27 protein-coding genes are annotated in these 23,269 nt (G+C 58.3%); 3 read left to right on the top strand and 24 right to left on the bottom strand.

The annotated features are described in order from the left end of the window. The first annotated feature begins 247 nt into the window (after nt 1-247). Both JFT58_RS25920 and JFT58_RS25915 read left to right on the top strand, forming a co-directional pair. Nucleotides 248-496, top strand: coding sequence for a hypothetical protein (locus tag JFT58_RS25920; protein WP_020300912.1), 249 nt, complete (start codon nt 248-250; stop codon nt 494-496). Continuing rightward, entirely contained in the window at nt 493-1,227 is a 735-nt protein-coding gene (locus JFT58_RS25915; protein ID WP_198834764.1) for a zeta toxin family protein, read from the top strand. The genes JFT58_RS25920 and JFT58_RS25915 overlap by 4 nt, the downstream gene beginning before the upstream one ends. A 35-nt stretch (nt 1,228-1,262) precedes the next feature. Here the strand turns inward: JFT58_RS25915 and JFT58_RS25910 are convergent, their stop codons facing one another. From JFT58_RS25910 to JFT58_RS25870, 9 genes are read right to left on the bottom strand one after another with little or no spacing between them, the layout of a single operon-like run. Continuing rightward, a complete protein-coding gene (locus tag JFT58_RS25910; RefSeq protein WP_198834763.1) occupies nt 1,263-4,016 on the bottom strand; it encodes a conjugative transfer ATPase in 2,754 nt (917 codons plus the stop codon). Continuing rightward, entirely contained in the window at nt 4,016-4,432 is a 417-nt protein-coding gene (locus tag JFT58_RS25905; RefSeq protein WP_198834762.1) for a TIGR03751 family conjugal transfer lipoprotein, read from the bottom strand. The genes JFT58_RS25910 and JFT58_RS25905 overlap by 1 nt, the downstream gene beginning before the upstream one ends. Next, nucleotides 4,395-5,915, bottom strand: a complete 1,521-nt coding sequence (locus JFT58_RS25900) for a TIGR03752 family integrating conjugative element protein (protein WP_198834761.1) — start codon at nt 5,913-5,915, stop codon at nt 4,395-4,397. The genes JFT58_RS25905 and JFT58_RS25900 overlap by 38 nt, the downstream gene beginning before the upstream one ends. After that, nucleotides 5,905-6,717, bottom strand: a complete 813-nt coding sequence (locus JFT58_RS25895) for a TIGR03749 family integrating conjugative element protein (RefSeq protein ID WP_090406491.1) — start codon at nt 6,715-6,717, stop codon at nt 5,905-5,907. The genes JFT58_RS25900 and JFT58_RS25895 overlap by 11 nt, the downstream gene beginning before the upstream one ends. Then, nucleotides 6,714-7,355, bottom strand: coding sequence for a PFL_4703 family integrating conjugative element protein (locus JFT58_RS25890; protein WP_198834760.1), 642 nt, complete (start codon nt 7,353-7,355; stop codon nt 6,714-6,716). Before JFT58_RS25890 ends, JFT58_RS25895 begins: the two co-directional genes overlap by 4 nt. Continuing rightward, complete coding sequence (locus JFT58_RS25885; protein WP_198834759.1) at nt 7,352-7,765, bottom strand: TIGR03750 family conjugal transfer protein; 414 nt, start codon at nt 7,763-7,765, stop codon at nt 7,352-7,354. Before JFT58_RS25885 ends, JFT58_RS25890 begins: the two co-directional genes overlap by 4 nt. Before the next feature lie 7 nt (nt 7,766-7,772). After that, on the bottom strand, nt 7,773-8,144 hold the full coding sequence (locus tag JFT58_RS25880) for a TIGR03745 family integrating conjugative element membrane protein (protein ID WP_198834758.1): 372 nt from the start codon (nt 8,142-8,144) through the stop codon (nt 7,773-7,775). Nucleotides 8,145-8,161: 17 nt separating this feature from the next. Continuing rightward, the gene (locus tag JFT58_RS25875) at nt 8,162-8,401 is read right to left on the bottom strand and encodes a TIGR03758 family integrating conjugative element protein (RefSeq protein ID WP_198834757.1); all 240 of its coding nucleotides are present in this window, start codon (nt 8,399-8,401) and stop codon (nt 8,162-8,164) included. Next, nucleotides 8,398-8,727 carry an integrative conjugative element protein, RAQPRD family gene (locus JFT58_RS25870; protein WP_198834756.1) on the bottom strand — a complete coding sequence of 110 codons (330 nt, stop codon included), beginning with the start codon at nt 8,725-8,727 and terminating at the stop codon, nt 8,398-8,400. Before JFT58_RS25870 ends, JFT58_RS25875 begins: the two co-directional genes overlap by 4 nt. Nucleotides 8,728-8,844: 117 nt before the next feature. Between JFT58_RS25870 and JFT58_RS25865 the strand changes: the two genes are divergently transcribed. Beyond that, entirely contained in the window at nt 8,845-9,927 is a 1,083-nt protein-coding gene (locus tag JFT58_RS25865) for a hypothetical protein (protein WP_198834755.1), read from the top strand. Nucleotides 9,928-9,956: 29 nt separating this feature from the next. Here JFT58_RS25865 and JFT58_RS25860 read toward each other — a convergent pair whose 3' ends face one another. From JFT58_RS25860 to JFT58_RS25790, 15 genes are all read right to left on the bottom strand, one after another. Then, entirely contained in the window at nt 9,957-10,688 is a 732-nt protein-coding gene (locus JFT58_RS25860) for a TIGR03747 family integrating conjugative element membrane protein (RefSeq protein ID WP_198834754.1), read from the bottom strand. An 89-nt stretch (nt 10,689-10,777) separates the two neighbouring features. Next, nucleotides 10,778-12,883: a type IV conjugative transfer system coupling protein TraD gene (traD, locus tag JFT58_RS25855; RefSeq protein ID WP_198834753.1), complete on the bottom strand. Its 2,106-nt coding sequence runs from the start codon at nt 12,881-12,883 to the stop codon at nt 10,778-10,780. An 8-nt stretch (nt 12,884-12,891) separates the two neighbouring features. Next, nucleotides 12,892-13,407, bottom strand: coding sequence for an integrating conjugative element protein (locus JFT58_RS25850; protein ID WP_198834752.1), 516 nt, complete (start codon nt 13,405-13,407; stop codon nt 12,892-12,894). After that, a complete protein-coding gene (locus tag JFT58_RS25845; RefSeq protein ID WP_177082066.1) occupies nt 13,404-13,952 on the bottom strand; it encodes a lytic transglycosylase in 549 nt (182 codons plus the stop codon). The genes JFT58_RS25850 and JFT58_RS25845 overlap by 4 nt, the downstream gene beginning before the upstream one ends. Beyond that, nucleotides 13,934-14,653, bottom strand: a complete 720-nt coding sequence (locus JFT58_RS25840) for a TIGR03759 family integrating conjugative element protein (protein WP_198834751.1) — start codon at nt 14,651-14,653, stop codon at nt 13,934-13,936. The genes JFT58_RS25845 and JFT58_RS25840 overlap by 19 nt, the downstream gene beginning before the upstream one ends. Before the next feature lie 9 nt (nt 14,654-14,662). Beyond that, a complete protein-coding gene (locus tag JFT58_RS25835) occupies nt 14,663-15,334 on the bottom strand; it encodes a chemotaxis protein (protein ID WP_198834750.1) in 672 nt (223 codons plus the stop codon). Continuing rightward, the gene (pilL2, locus tag JFT58_RS25830; protein WP_198834749.1) at nt 15,331-15,873 is read right to left on the bottom strand and encodes a PFGI-1 class ICE element type IV pilus protein PilL2; all 543 of its coding nucleotides are present in this window, start codon (nt 15,871-15,873) and stop codon (nt 15,331-15,333) included. The genes JFT58_RS25835 and pilL2 overlap by 4 nt, the downstream gene beginning before the upstream one ends. Before the next feature lie 106 nt (nt 15,874-15,979). Further along, nucleotides 15,980-16,726: a DUF5983 family protein gene (locus JFT58_RS25825; protein ID WP_198834748.1), complete on the bottom strand. Its 747-nt coding sequence runs from the start codon at nt 16,724-16,726 to the stop codon at nt 15,980-15,982. Between the two features lie 52 nt (nt 16,727-16,778). Beyond that, the gene (gene radC, locus JFT58_RS25820) at nt 16,779-17,273 is read right to left on the bottom strand and encodes a RadC family protein (protein WP_198834747.1); all 495 of its coding nucleotides are present in this window, start codon (nt 17,271-17,273) and stop codon (nt 16,779-16,781) included. A gap of 100 nt (nt 17,274-17,373) precedes the next feature. Beyond that, nucleotides 17,374-17,631, bottom strand: a complete 258-nt coding sequence (locus tag JFT58_RS25815; RefSeq protein ID WP_198834746.1) for a hypothetical protein — start codon at nt 17,629-17,631, stop codon at nt 17,374-17,376. Between the two features lie 71 nt (nt 17,632-17,702). Beyond that, on the bottom strand, nt 17,703-18,284 hold the full coding sequence (locus JFT58_RS25810) for an STY4534 family ICE replication protein (protein WP_198834745.1): 582 nt from the start codon (nt 18,282-18,284) through the stop codon (nt 17,703-17,705). A gap of 903 nt (nt 18,285-19,187) precedes the next feature. Then, nucleotides 19,188-21,155, bottom strand: coding sequence for a DNA topoisomerase III (locus JFT58_RS25805; protein ID WP_198834744.1), 1,968 nt, complete (start codon nt 21,153-21,155; stop codon nt 19,188-19,190). A 230-nt stretch (nt 21,156-21,385) separates the two neighbouring features. After that, nucleotides 21,386-21,841 (bottom strand): single-stranded DNA-binding protein, encoded by a 456-nt coding sequence (locus JFT58_RS25800; RefSeq protein WP_198834743.1) that lies wholly within the window; start codon nt 21,839-21,841, stop codon nt 21,386-21,388. Next, nucleotides 21,838-22,356: a DUF3158 family protein gene (locus JFT58_RS25795; protein WP_198834742.1), complete on the bottom strand. Its 519-nt coding sequence runs from the start codon at nt 22,354-22,356 to the stop codon at nt 21,838-21,840. Before JFT58_RS25795 ends, JFT58_RS25800 begins: the two co-directional genes overlap by 4 nt. After that, on the bottom strand, nt 22,353-23,108 hold the full coding sequence (locus JFT58_RS25790; RefSeq protein ID WP_198834741.1) for a PFL_4669 family integrating conjugative element protein: 756 nt from the start codon (nt 23,106-23,108) through the stop codon (nt 22,353-22,355). The genes JFT58_RS25795 and JFT58_RS25790 overlap by 4 nt, the downstream gene beginning before the upstream one ends. Between the last annotated feature and the right edge of the window lie 161 nt (nt 23,109-23,269).

Here is a 23,269-nt window from a genome sequence, read left to right as displayed (position 1 = left end):
GTCCAATTACTGAAAATCTAGGGGATATCGCATCCCTTATTCGAGCGTTGCGCGAAGGGCCGTGCTTGCCCCAAATGCCTCCGGTCATGCATCAAGCGTAAAATCTCTTGATGGGTATGGTTCCAGATGCCATTGCTCTAGAATGGGGGCTGACAGAAGTAGCTTTCGCCCTGTTACAAACAGGTTTACGTAGCTAAGATTCTGATTAAGTGCAGATTCTGCACGCTCTGAGAACGTGGAGCGCGATATGAAAGCCAAACGAGTGTTGAGTGACGATCTGGTGAGCCGACTGGAGGATAAGATCCCGGTCATGGCTGAAGGCGCCATCAATACCGCCTATATCAACGCGCTGGCTGCCGGCCGCAGTGTGATGGAAGTCATGAACGGCATGCTTGTTGAAACGACTGCTGACGGTAAGCACAAAGTCATTCGGGTGGCCAAGCCCAAGCACAAAGTGACTCTGGGTGGCGTCATTAAGGTGCGCCGTTGCTCATGACTGTCCCTCGGTTGAGGGTCTTTGCTGGACCCAACGGCTCCGGCAAGAGCACGATGAAAAGTGCCATCCCTTCCCACCTGATCGGTATCTACATTAACCCGGATGAAATCGAGAAGGCTGCCAAAGACAGCGGCCGTCTGGAGTTCAGTGATTTTCAGCTGGAAGTTGAGGGGGACGAAGTCCTTGATTTCCTCGGGACGCATCGACTGGTCAGGTCCTCCCAGCTCGATGAGGAGGCGGCCAAAATAGGCTTTAGCTGCAACGGTCTGAATTTCCAGACGGTCGCGATGAACTCCTATTTTGCCTCAGTGCTTTCCGACTTCATCCGGAATAAGCTTCTCGAAAACCAGCTATCTTTCACCTTCGAAACGGTGATGTCCAGCGACGATAAAATCGCGTTTATGGTCAAGGCGAGAGAGTCTGGATACCGAACCTACCTCTACTTTGTGGCAACTGACGACCCTGACATCAATATCAACAGGGTCCGTAACCGTGTCGCGGCAGGTGGGCATCCCGTTCCCACAGAGAAAATTATTCAGCGCTATGGCCGTTGCCTGAACCTGCTGCCTGCGGCTATTGCCACGTCGAATCGGGCCTACATCTTCGATAACTCCGGTGCCGACCTGGTGCTGCTGGCCGAAGTTTCAGATGGGACCGAACTTGAATTCAGGGTTGATGAGGTCCCTGACTGGTTCATGCATGCCTACGTTGAAAAGGTGTCCAACGGCTAGCTGCCGAATTGTCAGGGCCGGGGCCAAATCCCCCCTTATTCCGGCTCTATTCCTCGCGCTCTGTCGATCCGTTCTGCTACCCGGTAGGCCGCTTCCAACTCCGAGTAGCCATTGTCTTGCATCAGTGTCCAGCGCTCGGCTTTTTCCTCGGGCTCCGTCATGGCCAGGGCGAGATAAAGACTGGGCGGCACGACTCGAAACAGTGTTTCGAGTTTCTTCGACAGCACCACGCCTTCAGTGTATTTGCCCGGTTCCTTGCTGGCTGAGAGCAACAAGGCTTTCTGTGCTGGTGAAAGCTTCTTGAAACGAGCGATCTCCTCGATTTCAGCGGGTGGCATATTCAAACAAATCCACCATTCGATCATATTGAGCATGGTCTGTGCGGCAGTCGGAAAGTCGGCGAGGTTCTGCGTCGCCAACCAGAACCATGCGCCAAGTTTGCGCCACATCTTCGTGCCCTTGACCACGAACGGTGCCAGCAACGGGTTCTTGGTGATGATATGGCCTTCGTCGGTGACCATGATGATCGGTCTTCCCAGATACTGGTCGCGTTCGGCAAGGTTGTTCACGGTGTTCATCAGGCTGATGTAGCTGATGGACATCTGTGCCTCGTAGCCTTCGCGAGCGTAAGTGGCCAGATCGACAATGGTCACATCGCGCTCGGGCCAAGGCGTGCCCTCGCGATCGAACAGTTCACCCTCGAAGCCCTGGCAGAACAGGTCGATGGATTCACCCATTTCCTGGGCGCTCTCGCGACGCTTCTCCGGCAAGTGCGTGTCGGCGGCGACGCGCAGCAAGGCGTCGCGCACGTCGTGGGTCAGTACCTGTCTGCTCGCCGCGACACACGTCTGCGCCGCATCGAGAATGCACTCGCGGATCAGACTGCGATCGGCTCGGCTCAGGCGCACTTCTTCCTTGGCCTCGCCGCCAGTGATCATCAAGCGGGCGGTGATTTCCAGTTCGCCGAGAACATCGCGCTGGTCTTCGTGACTGGTTACCACCTCATCGTCCCACTCATCGATCGACAGACTCGCCACCTGATCCGGCTGCTCGACCAGACGCCAAGCATCGGCGAACGGGGCGAGACTGACCGAGGCGCCAGGTTTCAATTGGACCTTGTTGACCGACAGGCCCTGTGTCACGAAGTACTCTCCCTGCAAACCGAATGAGTTGCCGGCCTCGACGATAAACAGGCGAGGGCGGTACACCGCCATGACCTGCATCAGCAGGGTGACCAGGGTGGCCGACTTGCCGGCGCCAGTCGGACCGAACAACAGCAGATGGCCGTTCATGGCCCGGTCTAGACGTGACAACGGATCAAAGCTCAACGGCGAGCCACCACGATTGAACAGGGTGATGCCCGGGTGGCCGGTGCCGGTGCTGCGGCCCCAGACTGGAACGAGGTTTGCCAGGTGCTGGGCGAACATCAAACGCGTGTACCAGTTGCGCGTGTCGCGGGCCGGGTTGTAAGCCATCGGTAACCAACGCAGGTAACTGTTGCAGGCGGCGACCTCGTCGCCTTCACGTACCGGTTGCAGCCCCGCACCCAGCAGTGCGCTGGCCAGGCTGACCGAGCGCTGGTGCAGTTGCTGTTCATCGTGACCGCGCACGTAAAACGCCAGGGTTCCCCGATACAGCTTGTGCTGGCGGCCGATGATCGCGCGGGCTTCTTCGACATCCTGACGGGTCTGGGTCGAGGCCAGGTTTTCACCGATGGCTTTTCGCGCTAGGCGATTCAACTGGTCTTCGAGCACATCTTGGGGTTTGACCACCAAGGTCAGACTCATCACCGTCCCTTCGGGTAACTGGTCGAACAGGGCATTCACCGCGTCGCCCTTGCGGGTTTCGCCAGTGAGTTGACCAATCGATGGTGCCCGCCGCAGTTTGTCCACCACCATGACCCGGTGGGGCTGATCGTCGAAAAACCAAAGTCCGCGTTGGACATCCGAACGCGGCTCATTGAAGAACAGCCGCTCGGCGAAGTCATGATCGAAGGGCAGTTCCAGCGACTCGCCGTCGCCCGACTCCGGATAGGCCACGTGTTGGTAGAAATCCTCGGGTGCTTCATAGGTGAGCGTGGGGGCTGGATTGAACCAGGGCACTAACCAGGCATACAGACCTCGGCCATCGACACGCGCCGATTGCACCCCGCACGCTTGCAATGAAGCCGTGACCCGTTCGCAAGCCTGTTGCAGGGATTGCACCGGGGTGAGTCCCGCCGCCTCAACGTCAGACTCAAGCCAGCGATAGACCACCAGGCGCACCCGGCGGTTATTGCCACGCCAGGGCAGGCGTGTCACCACCTTATCCTCAAACAGACCTCCGGGCTTGGCGATGGCCTTCAGATGACGGCGGCTGAGTTCCAAATACGCCTCGGTGAAGATGGTGTCTCGCGCACTGTCCTTAATATAATCAATGAGCCGGGTCAGGTAGGGGGTGAAGTCGTTGTCGTCCTGGCAGAAAAACTGCGCCACCCAAGGCGCTTGATCCAGCTCGTCAAAGCTATCCTGCAGGGCATCCTCAAGGGCATCGCGGGCCGCCATCAACCAATCGGGTTCGCGTCCTTCAGTGCCGATGGGCAGCAATTCGAACACCGCACCCACCGAGCGATTGTCATCGAGCAGAAAACATTGCTCGGTGTCGAGGTACTCGACCCACGGCAGGTGATCGGTGAAGCTGGGGTTGTGCGCATAGAGTGCGGCGTCATCGGCCAACGTGGCGCGAGGGCGTAATGGGTTGCGCCAGGTTTTCCACGCGGCAGTGCGGTTGTCCGCATCGCCGGTACGCACTACAAGTCTTCCTGACGTTCACCCGGCAATGCGTACTGCACCCGTTGGTAGAACGGAAAGACTGTGGAGTAACCCGGGACCGGTGCCTGCTCGGTCCCATTCAGGTGCGGATACACGTACAGCACCAGATCGGGATTGGGCAGGCGAGGGAACAGGTTGCGGATCTCGTTCTCTGTTGTGCGCGTGTACGGTTCTTGGAGAAAGGCGGAGAAATCTGCCTGAGCCAGCGGGCGGCGTAACTGCTGCCGAGCATCCAGCAGTTGTTGCTGAGTGCCTTGCGAACCGGCGCCGTTCCAGATGTCCAGCATGCTTTGCTCGCCATGGGGCAGCAGCGTCTCTTTGTCGGTGGCGCACCCCGCCAGGACCAGGCAGAGCAAGCTAATCCAATTCAGACAGAGAGGCATGGTCTTTTTCATGGCGAACGCTCCGGCCCTTGGGCTCATAGTCGATGGTGATCTCATGGTCGAGGTGCAGTGCGACTTGGGCGGCCGGTGGGACGTACACGGCAGCAAAGGCCTCGCCATACAGTTTGGTGACCCACTCGCGGATGTCGCTGACCCCACCGCTGAGAATTGAATTCAGCGCGCTATTGCCACTGCTGCTGGTGACCCCGAGCGTACTGCCGCCCGAACTGATCACGCTGCTGTTGTTGTTCTGCTCACTCCCGAGCAAGGCGGCGACACCCGCGCCGGCCGCAGTGATCAGACTCTGGCTGCCGAGGTACTGCTGGGCGTTCGAGCGGCGCTCGCCGGCAATGCAAGGAATGCCATACGGATCGGACAAGTAACCGAGTCCGCCACGGATCTTGTCGGTGTTCGAACTCTGGGCAGTGGAGGCATTGCGGCTGGCAACCGCCTTCGGCTGAGGCACCGTGCGGATGGTGCCATCGGTAAACACAAAGGTGATCGACTCGACCTGTCCGCGTACGCAAGACAGGGTCCAGTCACCGGACGCCGTGCCGCTCATCACGGCCCCCGCGACGTCCGGCAGGTCGATGCCGTTGGCAGTCAGATTCTCCGGACCGACCAGCACCTTGAAGGGATAGGGATCATTCACTGTGCCGTCCACCGGGACTCGGCCGATCAGCGCGGTCATCGCGACCGAGCCCATCAATGTCGCATTTTCGGGAATGGTGTAGACCGGCTTCGCGCCTTCGGTACGATCAACGGATCGTGTCAGATCACGCTCAGCCTTGGTGACTGCATGTAGCGGTTTCTGGCTGCGATCAATGGCGTTATCGTTCAAGCCTTCCAGCGAGTTGAACGCGATAGGCAGACTCAGTGCGGAGGAGGTCTTGGTTTTGCCTCGGGCGTCGGTGGACGGAGCATCCGAGGGCTCAATCCACTGCAGCGCATCATTGGCAGAATGCTGCCCTTTGAATTGAGCACCGTCGCCCGGCTCAAGCCCCAATCCGATCGGCATATCCTTGCCTTTGCCGGTCAGCCCCGACAACTGGTCCTGCAATTGCGCCAGCAGACCACGGGCCTGGCGACTGTCTTGTTCCGCTTTGAGTCGGGCCTCGTTGGCTTGGCGGCGGCCTTCGTCGACTTGCTGGGTCACACTGCCAAGCGCCGTCTGGATACGCGAATCGACACTGCTTTCCCGCTCGCGCAGGCGGTTGTTTTCCGTCTGCAGTGAGTCATTGTGTTTCTTCAAACCGAGCATGTCGCTGCGCATGGCCTTCACCTGGCCGACCAGGGTGGCGACGGTGTCGCGTGGGGTATCGCCAGCAATGCCGAGCGACTTGGCTTGCTCGGCGGATAACTGAAGGTTGCCCTGATCAACCGGCTTCTCTGGAGAGGAACTACTGCTACCCGCGACCCAGGTTTTCAGGATGATAAACACCACGGCCAACAGTGCAGCCGGTACCAGCCATTTGAGCAAGGCGTTAGCCTTCATCGTCAGCACCTCGCGCAACGGGCGGGAGCAGCACGGCGTGTTCGAGGCCAGCACCGCGGGTGACGAGGTAGGCAACCGTGGTGTCTTCAGCGCTGCCGGCAGGCCCGAGGAAAGCATGCTGGAAGGCCGCGGCGAACAGCTTGGCCTGAAGTCGACGCGGGTCGAGTTGCAGAGTCTCTGAACCACGATTGCGCAACTTCACCGCCGTCACCCAGTAATCACCGAGTCGCCAGGCGGCGATAGGTGTGCTGGACACGTTTTCGGTTGGCAGCAGGGTTGGCAGTTCGGTGCGCAGCTTGAGCGGGACGCGGCGTACACCGTGCAGAGACTCCACAGTGCGCAGAGGCGCGTACAGGCTTTGCGCGGCGTAGCGCGTCAAAGAGACCGGGATCGGTGTACGTTCTGGAACAGGGGCGGTGCTAGATTCAGCCTCGGTAGCTTGCACCTGAGCATTCTTGAGAATGCGCAAGGGCTCCAGCGATTGATCGCCGGGAGTGGCCACGATATCCAGAAGGATGATCTCGCCCGTCGTGACTGATTGCAATTGCAGTCGGGTCGGTGCAATGGCTTCCGACGCGCGCAGGTACAGCGTGCCGCCAGTTGATTGCACGCGCAGCTTGCCCGTCAGGGTTGAGGGCACGCCGACTCGAACATCCTCATCGATAAAGACCACTCGTTCCTGATTGATCACCAGAGGGACCGCGAGGGGTAGGCGTTCCCAGCGCATCAGCTCGACGGCCTGCGCTGCAGCTCCCCATAGCATCAGTGCGATGGTGAGTCCCAGGGTAGAAATCCGCTTCATGGCTCACCTCCAGGTAGGGAGATTTTTTGCGGAGTGCCCTGATAACAATCCAGTGCCAGCCCCCACTTATTGCGTTCGGGGTCCAGATCAAAACGCACCACGCGTAATGGATAACGCACCACCACCCGTTTCACCGGTTCGGCGGCGTAATACTCATCGGCGTTGAGGTCGAGCTTGACCAGCCAGCTGTCGCGATCGAGTTGCTTGACCCGGAGTTCCGGATCTTGGCTGTAGCCTCGGCCCAGAATTTCGTAGACGCCACGCACCCGCTGGCGCAGTTCGCCGGCGGCCTTGCGGTACTCGTAGTCGCCATCGAGGAAGGCCTTGCAGGAGGGTGTCAGGTAGGACTGCAAACCATAGATGGCGCGGCGATAGTCCTGCTCTCCATCTGAGGGCCAGCGGTTGAGCTGACCAAAGATGTACAGGGCAAAGGCATAGACATTCTCCGGGGGGATATCCCACCACTTGCGAGTGCTGCCCGAGCGCAGATCCGGTGGTACATGAACGGTCAGATCGATCGGTGCCGAGCGCCAGCCGTACCAGAGCCCGGCACAGACCAGGGCAAGGATCATTACCGCAAGACGCAGGCTGACGATATGGGCCTGTTGGGCGTCCACCTTGTTCCGAAAACGACTCATGGTTGCCACCGGGACAGGGCAGGGCGCAGTCGACGCGAACGGCGAACCGTCCAGGCGCCGGAGTGGAGAATCAAACTTCCGCGCCCCAGGCGCCAACGGCTGGCGAGTATCCATTCGAGCTTGCGGTACAACCAGGTCTCGGGGCGAGCCCGTTTGGCCCGACGCAGTAGTGTGCCACCGGCAAATAACACCACCGCCATGCTTGCGATCATGCTGGTCGGCGCCACGGCAATGGAGGCGGTGGCGATCGCCAGAGGAACGCCCAGCAGCAGGCCAATGACTGCGCCGGTGCCGAGCGCTACCCACATCTCATCATTGGTTAAACCGCGCAATACGGCGGGATCACGATTGAGTCGCTCTGGCAGAAAGACCAAGGTGCCGTCGGCAAGGCGTTCGATAGCGTCGTTCATGCCAACCTCACAGAATAGCGGCAGCCTTGGTCAGGAACCAGATGATGATCACCACCAGCAGGGCTCCGATGCCGACTACGGCGCCGAGGTCTTTCCAGGTTTTGCGCTGGTTCTGCACGTCGGCATACACGGTCAGGGAATGCCAAGCCACACCGAGAAAAGCGAGCAGGGCGATCAGCAGACCGAGCAAGATGCCGCCGTCGTAGGCGTAGTTTTTGATCGTATCGATCAACCCGGAACCTTCGCCGCGCGAAGGGGCTTCCATGGTGGGTAATTGGGCAAAAGCCAGGCTTGGACCGAGCACCAGCAGCAGACCGATCACGCGCTGACTCGTACGATCACGCAGGTTGTTTTTCAGAGGGGCAAAGCACTTGAGCATGGCGGCGATCTCCTGGATTAGGACAGGGTGAAGAACATCAGTACGAGCAGGGCGAGCAAGACGCGCGCGGCGCTGCCGCCGAAGGCCCCAAAGCGCACACTGCCGGCGGCCCAACCCCGGTAAGCCGTCCACATCACCCAGGTACACCAAAGCAAAGCCAGGACGAGAACCAGGGACAGCCACAGTGTCGAACTGCTCTGCGCCGAGACGCCGGAGGCGTTTTGGAACGCTGCGATCTGGGCGTCAGTCATGCTCATGGCGAGGACTCCGCGGACGGGGTGTCGAGGCGGTAATCGCCGACCAATTCAGCTGGATCGCGGGGTTGAGCGCGGGAAGGGGAGAGATAGCCCTGCACACCGTGGCGGATGCGCTGGATGTCTTGACTTAGGCGGGGATAGTCAAAGCGATAATGTGTATTTGATTCTGGTGCTTCGTAACGTGAGGCCTGTTGTACCAACGTGTCGAGAGTATCGAGCTGTCGGATGAGTAGACTGAGTTGCTGCTCATGCCCGCCCGCCGCAAAGCTGTCGCTGTGAAATGCGATCACAGTGAGCATGAGAAAACGAATAGGAAAAACGGACATTGTGGTGGTCCCGACGTTGGTCTGGAATTAAGATCTCCGAGGGAAGAGGGAACGTCAGCAGATTATTCGAGCTGGGTGCGATCGGTTTTGATTCAGTTGTCTTTAAGGATGGTAGTAGTGGAAGAAATTAAAGAAAAAGTTATAGTTGAGGTCGCGGAGCGTCTACATGGTCGCGCTGACGAAGAAATTTTCCAATTTTTTATATCAACTGAGACGTTTGCAAGAAAATACGCTGTCAGTTACGAGCTAGAAGGGCCAATGCATTTGGTTCTCGATAACAGCATTATACAGTCTTTTAAACATAGAGCGTCTAAGCCGAATCGCGATTTGCAGGCGTTATCATATACCGCATTTACTAGGTTTGTAACAGGCTGGAGCGATCGAAAAACCTACTTGGCTGTGACTCCGGCAGCCCTTTACGAACATATGGGGCGTCGGGGGGATATTACCTCTGCTGAAGCATTAGGTGCACTTGAAGAGCTTCAATTGTTTTTCGCTGATACAGGTCTCCGCATGACATGGATCGGCTTTAATTCGGTTGAAAGCTTGGTAAAAATTCTTGCGGCGGTACATGCTGACGATATATACCTTACGCAGTATTTTAAAAAAATAGAAGAGATGAGTTGGAGAAAAGATTTAAAGGCGCCTTTTGGTGTGAAAATTCCTCTTGGTATTGCGTATCGTGAAATACCTGATGACTTGGCCTTGAAATATTTTGATCCTTGGTATGTTAAATTTGTACTCGTTAGTCGAATTGAACGCGCAATCATTCGGCAATCACAGCACAACCCTGATGCACTTCCGATTGGGAGTGGTCCAATGGCGGATGCTTTAGCTGATCTCAATAACTTCAATAAGAAGGGCGCTTTATTGGGCCTGGGAGATATCGATATGTTGCAAGTATGTGATGGCTCCCGACAGTATCAGCAGAAATCCGGTTATGTTTTGGTAGGGCAGACGCTGGACGATACCCTCGCTGACGTCCTGAGGCATCGACAATCATACGTCGAGAGTGTGGGAGTGGAATTTGGGACCCCTCATACGGAGCACCAAATCAAAGACATGGTTGATTTTATGTTTTCAAAACCATTCTCTGAACATCAGAAGCGTGGTGAATGGATTTGGCCTAAGTTGAAGGACTTCATGAGTGCAATCGCCACTGCCTGCAAAAAAGCGAGTATGAACTCCAGTCATAGCTAATGCTTTGAGGAAATGTTGGCTGCCAAATTTTAAAGATATTTCTTGAATGTTGCTGCGGTGATTGCCGTTGTTATCCCAAGCATTGCGGCGCACGGTAAAAAAATAACGAGTGGATTGAGCGAAAAGGGCAGGGACAGGTAAATGATCCAGGGCACGAGCAGCACTGGTGTCACGGCTCGTTTAGCACGATGGTAGACAAAGCTGCTTTCGCGCCCTGCCCCGAACTTGCGCAGGTCGCGGCGCATCAAGCCATCGACAAAACCAGTAAACATGGCCAGCAGAAACAGGGGGGCGGCCAGGACCAGAATGGTCAGGCGCACCACGAAGGTAAAGGTCACATACACTGCGGCCAGTACGAAGTCCTCAATGCTCACGTAGAGCTGGTTGATCCAGCTCCAGAAGCCGTTGCCCTGGCTCGACACCCGCGCCTGCCGGGCAAAATCCGCAAAACCGGTCTTGACCAACAACCATTGATTGAGAAAATCCAGCCACTGGACAATCGTCTGTCCGGGTTGTTGGAGGATGAGTGAAGCTTTGAAGTGCTCGCTCAGCCAGCCCAGTTCGTTCGTCAACATGGCTTGGCTGTTCCGCCAACCCTGATCGCTCCAGAATAGCAGCAAACCGGCGAACTCGATGAGGATCGAAAACAGCAACGAGGCGATCAGCAAACCGATGATGCGTAAAACCAAGCCAATCGCCGAGACGATTAATCCCGGGCGCTGGATCGGTTGTGTCGGAGTATTTTGTGTGGAAGTCGCCATTGTTCACTCCATTGTGCACCGCAGAGTTGATGCCGCTCACGGCGCCTTCTGGATCGTTTCTGCTGAATCGAAACCTGCGGAGGGTAGGTTTACCCCACCTTATCTAAATCGAAGTTAGTTGTTGGGCCGCCACCGCTGGTACTCCACCATTGCCCTGCCTGCTCGTTGTAGGCCGCCCGCATCCGTTGAGTGAGTTCCTGCAGGTCTTTGGGCATGGCATCGTCGTTGGAGGGTTTAGGTAATGGCATACGTACTTTCCAGAGCTGTCCACCGGCCTGGAAGGAGAACATTTGTCCCTTGGGTAAACTGACGATGTGAGCAGGCTCGATCAGCGGCACACTGGTGCTGCTGACACGATCCTGTGAGGACGAGGTGAAGTCCGTCTTGGCCTCGGGATCGGAGGTGTCGGTGGCACCCGAAACTAGGGTCTTGGTCAGCACGTTAACTTTGGGCAACTGCTGGGTGAGCAGCTCCGCGGTGGCGGTTTCGCGCACCCGCAGCATCTGCAGGGTGTTGAAGTTGCCAATCACCTGGCCGGCCTTGGCGCGGTTACCGATTCGCGCTTCGATATCGCTGAGGGTCTGGGTGTAGGCGGTTACCTGGATACCTGCGCCGCCACCTTTGTTGATCAGCGGGATGAACTCATCACCCATCAACTCGTTGAACTCATCGGCGTGGAGGTTGATCGGTAGCTTGTCACTGCTGCTGCCCGATGGGGGTAGGCCATGGTCAATGCCATGTTTGTATATGTGTCCGGCGACCGAGACCAAGTCGGCGAACATCGAGTTGCCCACAGCGGCGGCCACCTCGGCGTCGGTCAGCGCATCCAGACCGACGTAGACGATGCCGCGTTTTCGGATAATCTGCATCCAGTCGAATATTGGCCGCGGGTCATCTAGGTCGGTGTAGTTGGGGGCCAGTAACTGGGCGGTCTTGCCGGTGGTGAGTTTTTCCAGCAGCGGCAGCAGCGAGGCGACAATCTTGTCGAAGTAAGTACGGTCATATCGTACCGCCGAACGCAGTCCGTCCATTACCGGATCAAATACCCGCTTCAACGCTAGGTACTGCTCGATGGCCACCACCCGCTTTTCGCGTCCCACCATATGCCGGGGAATGTTCTTCTCGGTGAGCTTGCCTTCAAGTTGGACGATCACTTCCCACGCCTTCGGGTCGGTCTTGGCGAAAAACTGCTGGGCGTACTCGATGAACAGGGCGTCGATGTTGACCACATGTCGCTGGATCTGCAGGTAGTCCGGACGCCGGCCCAACTCGATCAGAGCGCGGGCGATGATGTTGACGAAACGCCAGGCGAACTCACGAAAGGCCGCGGAGTTGCCTTCACCGCTGAGCTGCCCGGCGATGCGCGACGCCACTTCCGAAATGCGCCCGAAACGTCCTACGGCGTTGTAACGCGCGGAGATCTCTGGCCAGCCTAGATGGAAAACATAGAATTCCTTCTCCCTCCCGGCGCGTTTGGCTTCGACGTACATGCGTTTGAGCAGGTCGGCATCGCCCTTAGGATCGAAAACGATGACCACCTCATGTTCGACGCGGTGAATGTCCTGGGTGATGTACACCTCGGCGAGTCGCGTCTTGCCGACGCGAGTAGTGCCTAGCACCAGGGTGTGTCCGACCCGTTCGCCCAGTGGCAGACTGACCTCCGTTTCATTGGGCTCGACCCCATGCAACAGCGGCGAGCCACCTACCGGGGGCAAAGGGCGCAACGGATTGAAGGCACTGTCCCAGGCGGTGACACGGACCAATGTCGAGAGCGGAAACGGTGCATGCTCCAGGCGCCGTTCGAGTCCACGGGCCAGACGGTAACAGGTCGGTTGGTCAACATAGTGGGCGACCGCCGGATCCTGGGCTTCGACCAGGCGCTGGGTGTGCAGGCGGGTCCAGCGAAAGCCGCGGCCGATGAACAGACGCTTGCGGCTGATCGGAATCTGTCGACTGGTCAGCTCGTAACGGGGCAGCCGACGGATATTGCGCCGATAGCGCAGCACCTCCCAGGCTTGTCGAAGCCGGATAAGGCCGAACAGGGCATAGGCCAGCGCCGCAACCAGCCCAATCTCGGGTGACAGGGCCACAGCCCAGGGCGAGTACACGCACAACACTGCGGCGGCGATGCAGATCGCTACGGTGTACAGCTCCACCGCTGGCCGGAGCTTGGACTCCATCGCATGCTCGGCCATGACCTGACTCACTGTTCCAATGAGGTGGCAGTGATCAAGACGGGGTAGTGCTCAATCTGCAGGCGGGCGGCGATGTCGTTGCCGTTGACCGGCAGGATGGTGATGTTCGGAGCGGCTGCTCGAATCCGGGCCAAAGCTTCGGTGTCGATCACTTCGACGGCGAGGCCAGCCGCGCCCATTTCCTGTAGTTCAGCCGCGCGTTGACGCAGGCAAGTCAGCGACTGGGGATCGTCACCCACCAGAAAGAAGGGTTGCAGGCCGGGCATTTTCAGGGAACGAGGCGTGACCGGGCCGGGGCTCAGCCGGGAACTACTAATCGGCAGTATCCAGGCCACATCGGCAAAGGTGGACAGGTCCGCATGCACGGGCCGATCAGCCTGAACTTTGTTATTTATCGGCACGCCCATGGCTGGAAAATCGGGTTGTGTGAAGTCGCTAGGCTGATCCCCGGCTACGGTCAGTTCCGGCTGGGCGAAAGGAGCCAAGAGCAGGATGAAATAGCAGGTAAGGGGTATTCGCGTCATAGTGGTGTGCCCTGTTTGAACGCAATCAGCAGTCGTTCGAGTTGCCGGGAAAAACCCGCGCGGTAACGTGCGGCCGGTGCTCCTCCTGCCGGGCGGTGATAACGTCCGGCAGCCAACACCCAATCACCGGTGGTAGCGTGATGCTCCTGCAACAGCGCGGCGGTGACGGCGAGATTTCGGTAGGGGTCGAGGGCTTCGCAGGGACTGGAAAAACGTTGTCCGTGGTAGCCCAGGTTGGTTTGCCCGAGTCCGGCATCAACCCGCTTGGCGTCATGTCGGGCGAGCGCCTGAAGCAAGGCGTGACAGGCAGCCTGGCGAGTGGCGAAGCGGTAAGGACTACCGGCGATGTTCAGGGTCCATGGCCAGGGCAGCAGTCGACCACGGACGCGGAGTCCACTCTCCTGCAGGGCAATCGCGAACAGCACCGTAGAAGGGATGCTGGCGTCATGCGCCGCAAGTTGATAGGCCGGAGGCGGAAGTTCGTCAGCCTGGACGGCGAGCATCGTCAGCAGGAGCGCAAGACCACTCAGTCGAGGCGTTGCCATTGTCCATTCACCTGTTGGTAAGTGGCGGGCAATGGCCCCAAGGCCCCCAGGCTGAACCAGCGACCACGGTCATGGTTCAGGGTGATCTGCCGGCGTTGAACCTTGGCTGGATCGATGTCCGCTTGCCGAGCCCAGCGACGGACGCGTTCATCCTCGCCTTGGCTGCCCACCAGATAGATATCGAACGCCATGTCACTGCTTTGCAGACGCTGCGCTTCGGCGGTGCACGCTGGGCAGTGGTCCTCCACAAACAGGGCCTGACGCGGCATGACCGCTGAGCTGGTAGGGGACGGGGATGCCATGCCCTGGATCGGCAGCAGCCCGGGGAACAGCTTGGCCCAGGCCGCGGTGTAAGCGTTTTGGTAGGCCAACTCGCGCTCGGCGCGTTTGGCTTCCAGCGCTACCTGTAGTTCGGCATAGCGCTGGCGCTCTTGGTCGGTCTGGGCCTCGACCCCGAGAGCGGTCAACGGATCGAGGTTCGGGCTCCAGAAACCGCGCCGGCCGGTTTGGATCTGTTCGAAGCGCGTCCACTCCTGCTCCGTCAGACCCCAGCTCGCCGCCTGTTCAGCATCAGTGCGCCCCAAGGGCGCGACCTGCGTGTCCTGGTTCCGTGACTGTGTCGTGACGGGGTTTCCCATCGCAGCACCCATGGCCAATAGCGAAGCGAGACAGACGACGGTGGGCAGTAGCGCTCTGTTCATGATCGCTTCTCAAGGGAGGTGCACGGTCTGGTCTGGTTGAGCGGCCACCGCGAAGATGGCTGAGTTCGGCTCCAGCACTTTCAGGTGCCAGGCTCCGAGCTGCTCGCCGATATGCAGCAGCCGGACATCCGTGAGCGAGCGACTGTCATAAGGTGCGACCGCCAGAAAGCGCTCACCACCGCGGGACTCGACACTCAATACTGAAAACGGTGGCGAGAGCGGGGTGGGTTTGGGGTGAGCGGTCTTTTTCGGTTTGGTCGCAGAACGCGTCGGCGGTGGAGGGAATGGCTGGGTCCTGAGGTCCAGGAGCTGCTGCTCGACCTGTTCAATGCGTGCGCGCAGCGCTGTCAGGTCTGCCTGGGTGGCGCGGGCTGCGAGACCATCGCGCAGTTCCTGTATCTCTTGCGCCCACTGATCCAACATCGGATCGAGGGTATTGGCCTGTTGCTCACCAGTATCGACCATCTGCTTCAGGTCTTTCAGCGCGTACTGCAGCTTCTCCTGGGCGTCCTTGAGGGCGCTTGAATCATGTTGCAGGGTGTCCAGGGTTTGTAGGTGTTGGGTGTTCGTGCTCTGCAGTTCGGCCACGCGTTGATACTGGTTATACAAACCACCGCTCAGGCCGGCGACCGCCAAGCAAAGCAGCCCAATGATGAGGGTTTGAAACGTCGAGGCTCTCATGGGCGTGCCTCCAACAGATGGGGCGAGACGGGTGTGATCAGCGCGACGCCGGCCTCCGTTTTCTGCTGTTCGAAGCAGACTGAACGGCTGACTTCGTTGGTCGTGAGTTGCCAGGCGGGGCCAGCGAGCACTTGCAGCGCGCGGCGCAAAGAGATCGGGCCGAGCCGGTAATGGGCCGCGGGCAGGGGCCGAGTAAACAGCACCCTCACGGACGCGGTAACGGGGCAGAGCGAATAGCCCGAGCGCTGCAATACGTACTGCAATGCATCCTGCACCGAAGGGTTCAGGCTGGACGGGATGCTCACGTCAATGATTTGGGCAAGAAGATCGCGTTGTTCCGTGGTGGGCTCGGTGCTGACCAGCGTGTAGCGGCCATAACAAAGCTCTGCCGGATGGCTTTCTTCGGCTATGCCCCTCGAGTGCTGGGCCCGATTGGAGCCACCGTCGATCTCTGGATTGGTCGGCAAAGGGTTGGGGATTTGCGCGGTGCAGGCGCTCAACAAACCCAGCAGGCAGACAGGCGTGAAAAAACGCTCCATGGAAGAAACCTCATGTCAGATTCAGTGCAGAACCTGACATGAGGTGAAGGAGCGATTCAGTGAGAAAGATGATTCAAGGTGGGTCGTGTTAACGCTGAACACGTTGCTATTCATCGAAAATGACGAGCCCATTCAAGACGGCAGCGTCGGGGTCGAAGATTAACAATCGCACATCCGCCAATGCCGCCAGATACAGTACGTTGACCAAGGCTTCCGGTATGCCTGCGTCGAGTTGCTCTTGTCTCAAGCTCGAATAACGATTGCCCTCAATGTTCAGCAAGTTCTCGTCCGTCCATGGCGTGCCGATAAGTTCGCAACCGATGCCGCAGCAATCTGGCAGCGTAAAAATCTCGAACAAGAGGCCGTTTTGCCGCGGAACGAAGTGACTGACCCACTCTTCCAGATGAAGCATCGCTTCTTCGGGAAGGTGTGCGGTGCTGATTTCCCAGGCTCGACTGTAGTGTCCCGTTTCGAAGCTCAAGTGATGGACCTTGGCTTGGGCTTCTTCCAGGGAGTACAGGTCGCCGACGTGATGCCGCTCGTTGAGCATTTCGCCCATCACGGCGTAGATCACTTGGCGCACCAGCCCGGTGGACGGGCAGCGCTCATCCAACTCATCCGGAATGGATTGGCCTTCGCTGATCAAGGCGAAATCCTCATTGAACAGGCAGGGGAGCAGTTGCAGCTCATTGTCGGGCAGATGGGCCTGTGAGTCGTGCACGGGTCGAAAGCAGGGAGGGCAGTCGTTCTCGTAGGTGATCAGTAACAGCCGTTCGATATGAAGGTTGTCGTAACCGCGAGCAAATGGATTTGAGGCCACCAGTAGGGCTGGGGAATGGTGTGTGGGGTTCATGAGGGTGCTCCAGAATGAAAATGAACAAGGCGCCCGAAGGCGCCTGTGAGGGTTAAAGCCAACCATGTTCGGCAAGGGAGAGCGGACGACCTTCACCCACGATGAAGTGATTCAATACGCGCACTTCGATCAAGGCCAAGGCCTCCTTCAACCGTGCGGTCAAAACGTGGTCCGCTTGGCTGGGCTCTGTACACCCTGAGGGGTGGTTGTGAACAAAAATGGCGGCCGCAGCGTTATGCGCGAGGGAGCGCTTAACGACTTGGCGGGGGTAAACGCTGGCGCCATCAATGCTGCCGTGAAAGAGGACTTCGAACGCCAACACCCGGTGTTTGGCATCGAGAAATATCACACCGAAGACTTCATGCTCTTGTTGCGCAAGATGCAGTTTCAGGTATGAGGCCACGGCGCCAGGTGAGGTCAGGTTCGGGCCGCGGGCGAACAGCCGACGATCCAGAATATGCAGCGCTTCGTCGATCACCTGGTTTTCTTGGACGATACGATCAGCCTCGAAATCCGAGGTTTCAATCAGTGTGAGTTGGGTGCTCATGGTGGTACCTCCGAAGGGAACAATCAGGGGTACACGCCCAAGGGGAGTGATGTCCCCGAGGTGGGTGTGGAGTCGCGGGCGTTAGCAGATGGCGCGCTGTTTACAGCCGCGTGAATCGGTGGCGTTGACCGTGTAGGTGTGAGCCACAACCGTCGCAAGACAACGGAGAAAAGGCTCTTATTCCCCAGCCGGCGTCGGGATCGAAGTCGGCACTGAAGGGCATTAACCGCAACAGTCCACGATGGATGCCGGCGATGCGTTTCTCGATTTCATCCGTCGTGTAGTAAAGCGATAACGTGCTGTAGTCCTCGTAAGCAGCAGCAAACAGGCAGTCGTCGCAAAGCCAGAAGGGTCCCATGTTGACTCTCCTGTGCGGATTGAAGAAAAGGCGCTCGATTGAGCGCCTTGATGTAAAACGTCGTGGATTGTTCAGGCAGACTGAACAGTACGCGTGGCGACACGGCGGGCCGTGCGGGGAGTGGGTGGAGATTCAGGTTCAATCCTGGACTCTGTTGGGTTGTCGATATCCTCAGCTTCGGCATCAGCCGACGCTGGGAAGGACTCACTGGTTGGCGCTTGCTCAGCAGGTGCTGTTGCTTCCTGCCTGGCGGGCGCTTTGTACTCGAACGTGCCGTTGACCTTGATCCAGTCGATGAACAACAAACGACCTTTCAAACTGGCGCCCGGTTGACCCTGCTTAGCGCCTTTCTCGTAGAGAAACGGATCGATCCACAGGTCGCCGATACGGAACGACAGCAAGACCTTTTTCTCGGCTTTGACGGCGTCCATATAGAGACGAATCAAACGTTCAGCTTCGCCTCCAGCGACCTTGCAGTCGAAGCGGGTGTACTCCACCGCATCGGTGGCACCGTGCAGGGCGGCGATATCGCAGGCCATGAATGGCTGGCCGCGGCGGACTTGTACTTCACGAACACGGTTGAGGTAGCCGATACCGACGGTGTGCAGATTGAAGTAGGTGGTCGCTTCTTGGGAGTGGTTGGCGTGGGCCATGGTGGTTCTCCTGTTTCAAGGGAAAACGGCGACGCACAATCCCTGATGGGGAAGTGAGCCCCCGTCAGGGTGGGTAAGGTGAAGGCGAGCGATGAACGACTCGTCACCGGCAAGCCGATGACGAGCAGAACAGTGCGTCTGAGGGAATAGCGATGCAGCAAATGAGAATTCGCAGTGTTGAGCTACGGATATGGGTAGTGGGCATTCATCACCGCTGAAGCGGTAACCGTGCGAGCTTCCGAACGCTGATCGCACTTGGGTAAACCACCACGAACATGGCGTAGCCTTGAAGGTTCTGACTACCTGGGCTGGGCTGTCAACGACAGCGAACCACGCCCTTTGTATAAGCCTGTCACAGGGGAGCGTCAAGACGCTGCCACCCGTTTTTTTAAGGCCGGAATACGGTGGCAGTCACTGGGATTAAGAAAAGGAAAAAATGAAGAGTGGGCCTGGCGGGGTACCAGGCGAGGAAGAGAAAAACCACCTTTGACGGTCTTGCGCAGTCGACAAGCGCCTCGCAAAACTTGGTTGAACTGCGCCATGATTCGCCAACCGACCCTTGTCGTGGCCTGGGTCGGAACATGCTGGCACGCATCCGCGCACAAAGGGTGCCCCGTGTTTCCCCGGTGGGCTCCGGGACTGAATACGATCGCCGAAGCGGATGACCGCTATTGCCGGGTAGAGGCAAAAGTGGTCATCCGCCACCACAATCAGGTCGAGCAAAAAACGGGAATTAAATTCCGCAGAAGAGAAGGCTCCGAACTCGAAGAGTTCGACCGAGCTACCCGGAGCAAATCGGTCTTGGGTCGCCGTTGGCGATGATCCTGAGGCACTACAGCAGAGAGGGTGGGACGACGTCAAGGCAGAGAGCGCACCGTTCTCATGATGATCGTCCCAGGAACATCATGAGCGACGCGTATCTTTACTGATCGACACCGTGCCCTTGCAATCCGGGTAGCGGGAGCATGACCAGAACGGCCCTGATTTCCCCTTGCGCCTGAGCATTGAGGCGTTGCACATGGGGCAGGTCGGACCGGTTATGGCAGGTACTGCCAAGGTGAGCGTTCCGCAGTGTGCGACTAGCTGCGCAATCCAGTCCGCCTGCTTGGCGACGAACGCATCCAGGGTCAGACGCCCCGCTTCGATTTCGTCCAGCGCCTGTTCCCAGATTGCGGTCATACCCGGATCTGCGACTGCGGCGGGTACCGCCTCGATCAGGGTATGGGCCGCGGCGGAGGCCATCAAGGCGCGTTTTTTCTTCAGCAAATAACCGCGATCAATCAACCCTTTGATAATGCCGGCTCGCGTGGCTTCGGTACCGATACCGGTGGTGTCCCGAAGTTTCTGTTTCAGGCGTGGGTCGTTGACCAGCTTGGCCACATTTTTCATGGCCTTGATCAGATCGCCCTCGGTGAGAGGTTTGGGAGCGGCAGTGCGCATGGATTTGAGCTCCGCATCGTCCGCTGCGCACTGCGTGCCCTGTTGCAAGACGGGTAAGACTTGGGACTTGTGACTGGGCTCATCCTCCTCGGTGTTTTCGCAGAGCAAGCCTTTCCAGCCCTGGACCAGGATCTGCTTGCCAACAGCGATCAAACGCTCTTCGCCGCACTCCAGCTCTACCTCGGTTCGATCAAACTCATGATGCGGCAGAAATTGCACGAGGTAGTGGCTACGAATCAGTTCGTAGACTTGGCGTTCTTGTTCAGACATCCGCGCCAGGTTTGCCGGCTCGGTGGTGGGAATGATGCCGTGGTGCGCGGTGACCTTGGCATCGTTCCATACGCGGGAGCGCAATGATCGATCGAGGTTTCCGAATGCAGGTCTGAGTGCCGGATCCGTTTTGAGCAGGGCATCGAGTACCGCGGGTGCCTCGTTGAACATACTTTCGGGCAAATAGCGGCAATCGCTGCGCGGGTAGGTGGTGGCTTTGTGGGTTTCATACAGGGCTTGGGCGATGTTCAGGGTTTCCTGGACGCCGAGCCCCAGCTTACGCGAGCAGACTTCCTGCAACGTGCTCAGGTCAAAGGGCAGGGGCGGCGGTTCTCGAAAATGCTCAGTCTGCAACGAGAGTACCGTGGCGGACTTCTCGTCGGTGATTGTTTGGACCGCGTGATGGGCAAGCGCCTGTTGCAGGCAACGCCCCGCCTCGTCCCGTCCTGAGCGTGGCGGTAACCACGACGCGATGAATCGCTGGCCCATCGACGATAGGTGCACGTCAACGTTCCAGTAAGGCACCGGGACGAAGCCGGCAATCGCGCGATCCCGATCCACCACCAGGCGTAAAGTAGGTGTCTGTACGCGTCCAACCGACAATACGCCGTCGTAACCCACCCGCCGACCAAGGAGGGTAAACAAACGACTGAGGTTCATGCCGATCAGCCAGTCGGCACGGCTGCGGGCGAGGGCCGAGTGATAGAGCGGGAAAGTCTCCTGACCAGACTTCAGCGAGGACAATGCTTTACGAATCGAGGTCTCGTTGAGTGCGGATAACCAGAGGCGTTGAACGGGGCCTCGATACTTGCAGAGCTCCAGTAACTCGCGGGCAATCATTTCACCTTCGCGGTCGGCGTCGGTTGCAATGACGACGGTGGTGGCTTCGCTGAGCAGGCGTTTGATGACTTTGAATTGTGCCGCGGTCTTGGGTTTGACTTCGACCTGCCACTGCACGGGAATGATCGGTAGATGATCCAACGACCAGTTCTTGTGCTGAATGCCATAAGCTTCGGGTGGGGCTGTCTCCAGCAGGTGGCCGATACACCAGGTGACGGTTGTCTCTGTGCCGATCAGGCAACCCTCACCACGCCGAGTGGCCCCGAGCACCTTGGCAATGTCCCGGCCCTGGGACGGTTTTTCGCAGAGGAAGAGACGCATAGCACTGCTCCGGATTGAGTTCGGCGCAGCGTTGTTGGAAACAGCCGTTGTGAGATACGAGAAACCTGAATGGCAGGTCCCTCATATTAGTTGGTGAGGGCAGGCCTGTACGGTCCGAGGTTGCTGTCTGTTTGTAGTCAGGATAACAGAATGGGTCTTCACGAGCAGCCAGTAATCATTGGCCAGCACCTTCGCGCAAAGGCGCAATTTTTATGCCTGATGTCTGTCTGTCAGGCGGACGGTGTCGGCCCTCTGCGTTTCTTGGGTTTCGACGCCGGTGAACTGGCCTGCTCTGTATTTTGAGAGGCCACCGGTTCACTGGCGCGTTCCCGCATAACCACGCCGTGCACCCGATGAGGCAGGATGCCGACGCGACGGGCTTCGATCTTGAAGGTCACCCGCGCATTGTCTTCGCTGTCCTCCCACTCATCGCGTACGGTGCGGCCTTCGACCAGAACGCGCATGCCTTTCTGGTACAGCGTGCTCCAGTGTTCAGCCTCACGGTGCCAGAGCTCAACCGGCGCCCAATAACCGCCTCGATCTTCATAGATGCCTTCGCGTGGGATGGGGTTGTCGAAGTACACATTTAGCCGCAGCAAACGTCGTGGCTCGTCATTGCCTGATGGAAATTCCTGGAACTCTGGCGCACTGCCGATGTTGCCTTCGCCAACGAAAAAAGTACTCATCGTGATACCTCCACTGCGGGTGTGAACTGGCGCAGCAGCTGTTCGGCACTGGCCATTTTGATCGCGCAGGTCGTGGCCTGGCGGTAAAGCGAATGCACCACGCTCATCTGCAGGTTCAGTGCAATGCGCTCGCATTCGAAACGGTGCAATCTCTCGCGTACGGCCTGCGGCAGGGCGTTGTTGCAAATCTGGCGTTCCCACACCGCAACCCCCATGCGGGCAAAGTCACGGGTGCGCCAACGCAAAAAGGTGCTGCCAGCACCGGTGTTCTGCAGCACCAATCGAATATCCAGCAGTGAGTAAGGGGGCTGTCCGGCCTGCTGCGCTACAGCCACCATCAGGTGACATAACTGCGCCTCGATTTCCCTCGCCACCTGCGCCAGGTGCTCCAACTCCCCCTTACCCTTAAAAGGTTTTAAAAGGCCTTTTAGGGAGGCTGCGTGTTCGAGCTGCCGGTAGGCATCCGGTGTCAACGCGTCGAAGGGCATTAGGTGAGCTGGATTCATGGGATTCATGCTTCGTCCTCTGGCTTATTAACTGTCGCAGACGACTCTTCCGCGTCCTCTGCCAACGCGTCGGCGTCATCCACTGGCACAGCACCACGGCGAATGATTGGCGGTGCAAACTGGGAGCGGCGATGACCCTCAAGAATGTCCATCGGGGGCAAACCCAGTTTCTCAATGGCCGCAATGGCCCGGGCGTTGTTCGCCGCCATGTCATCACGCGTGACGCCGGCATGGCGATAGCGCTGGGCCTGACCGAACAGGCTACGCAGCAGATGGGCGCCGTCGTCGATCCAGGCTTCCATGTCGATACGGCCGATCAGGGCGGTGTGATGGGCCAACAGGGTACGACGCACCAGCGTGTCGTAGTCGGTTAGCAGGTAGACCGCGAGAAAACCCAGCTGGCTGCCGATGTACAACGGCAAGGTGACGGGGTGGATGTTGAGGTTGTCGCCCATGTCGATCTGTGTCGGCAGGTCCTGTCTGATCCGATCCAGCTGTTGGGTCAGTTCCCGCATCCCAGCCTTGGCTTGCATCAGTTTTTCTTCGAGTTGCACGATGGCCCAATCGGCATAGGGATCGTCCTGGGCCGCGGTTTGTTTGATCAGGTTGGTGACACTGATGTAGCCGGCCATACCCATGATCGAGTGGACGCCTTCATGTGCGGCCCGACCTTGCCAGATACGGGCGGCATGGTGGGTGTGCAGGGTCAGGGTGATGCTGCTGCGCAATGAACCCAGATTGAGTTGATAGTGATCGGCCACGGTGTTGTCCTCGCATTCGCTTGGACAGGAACGTTGCGACAGATGAGGGTCAAGGACAGCCAAAAAACTGAATGCGGTCTGTTCGGTTTGGTTTAAGAGGGTTAACTATGGAGACGTCAGTAGATTTGATGCCAGTGGCATCAAATCCATTGACGTCTACG

This window comes from Pseudomonas sp. MF6767 (genome assembly GCF_016405475.1).
Lineage (GTDB): Bacteria > Pseudomonadota > Gammaproteobacteria > Pseudomonadales > Pseudomonadaceae > Aquipseudomonas > Aquipseudomonas paracarnis.
Note: the sequence above shows the minus strand (reverse complement) of the source record. Positions and strands in the feature narration are given on the sequence as shown.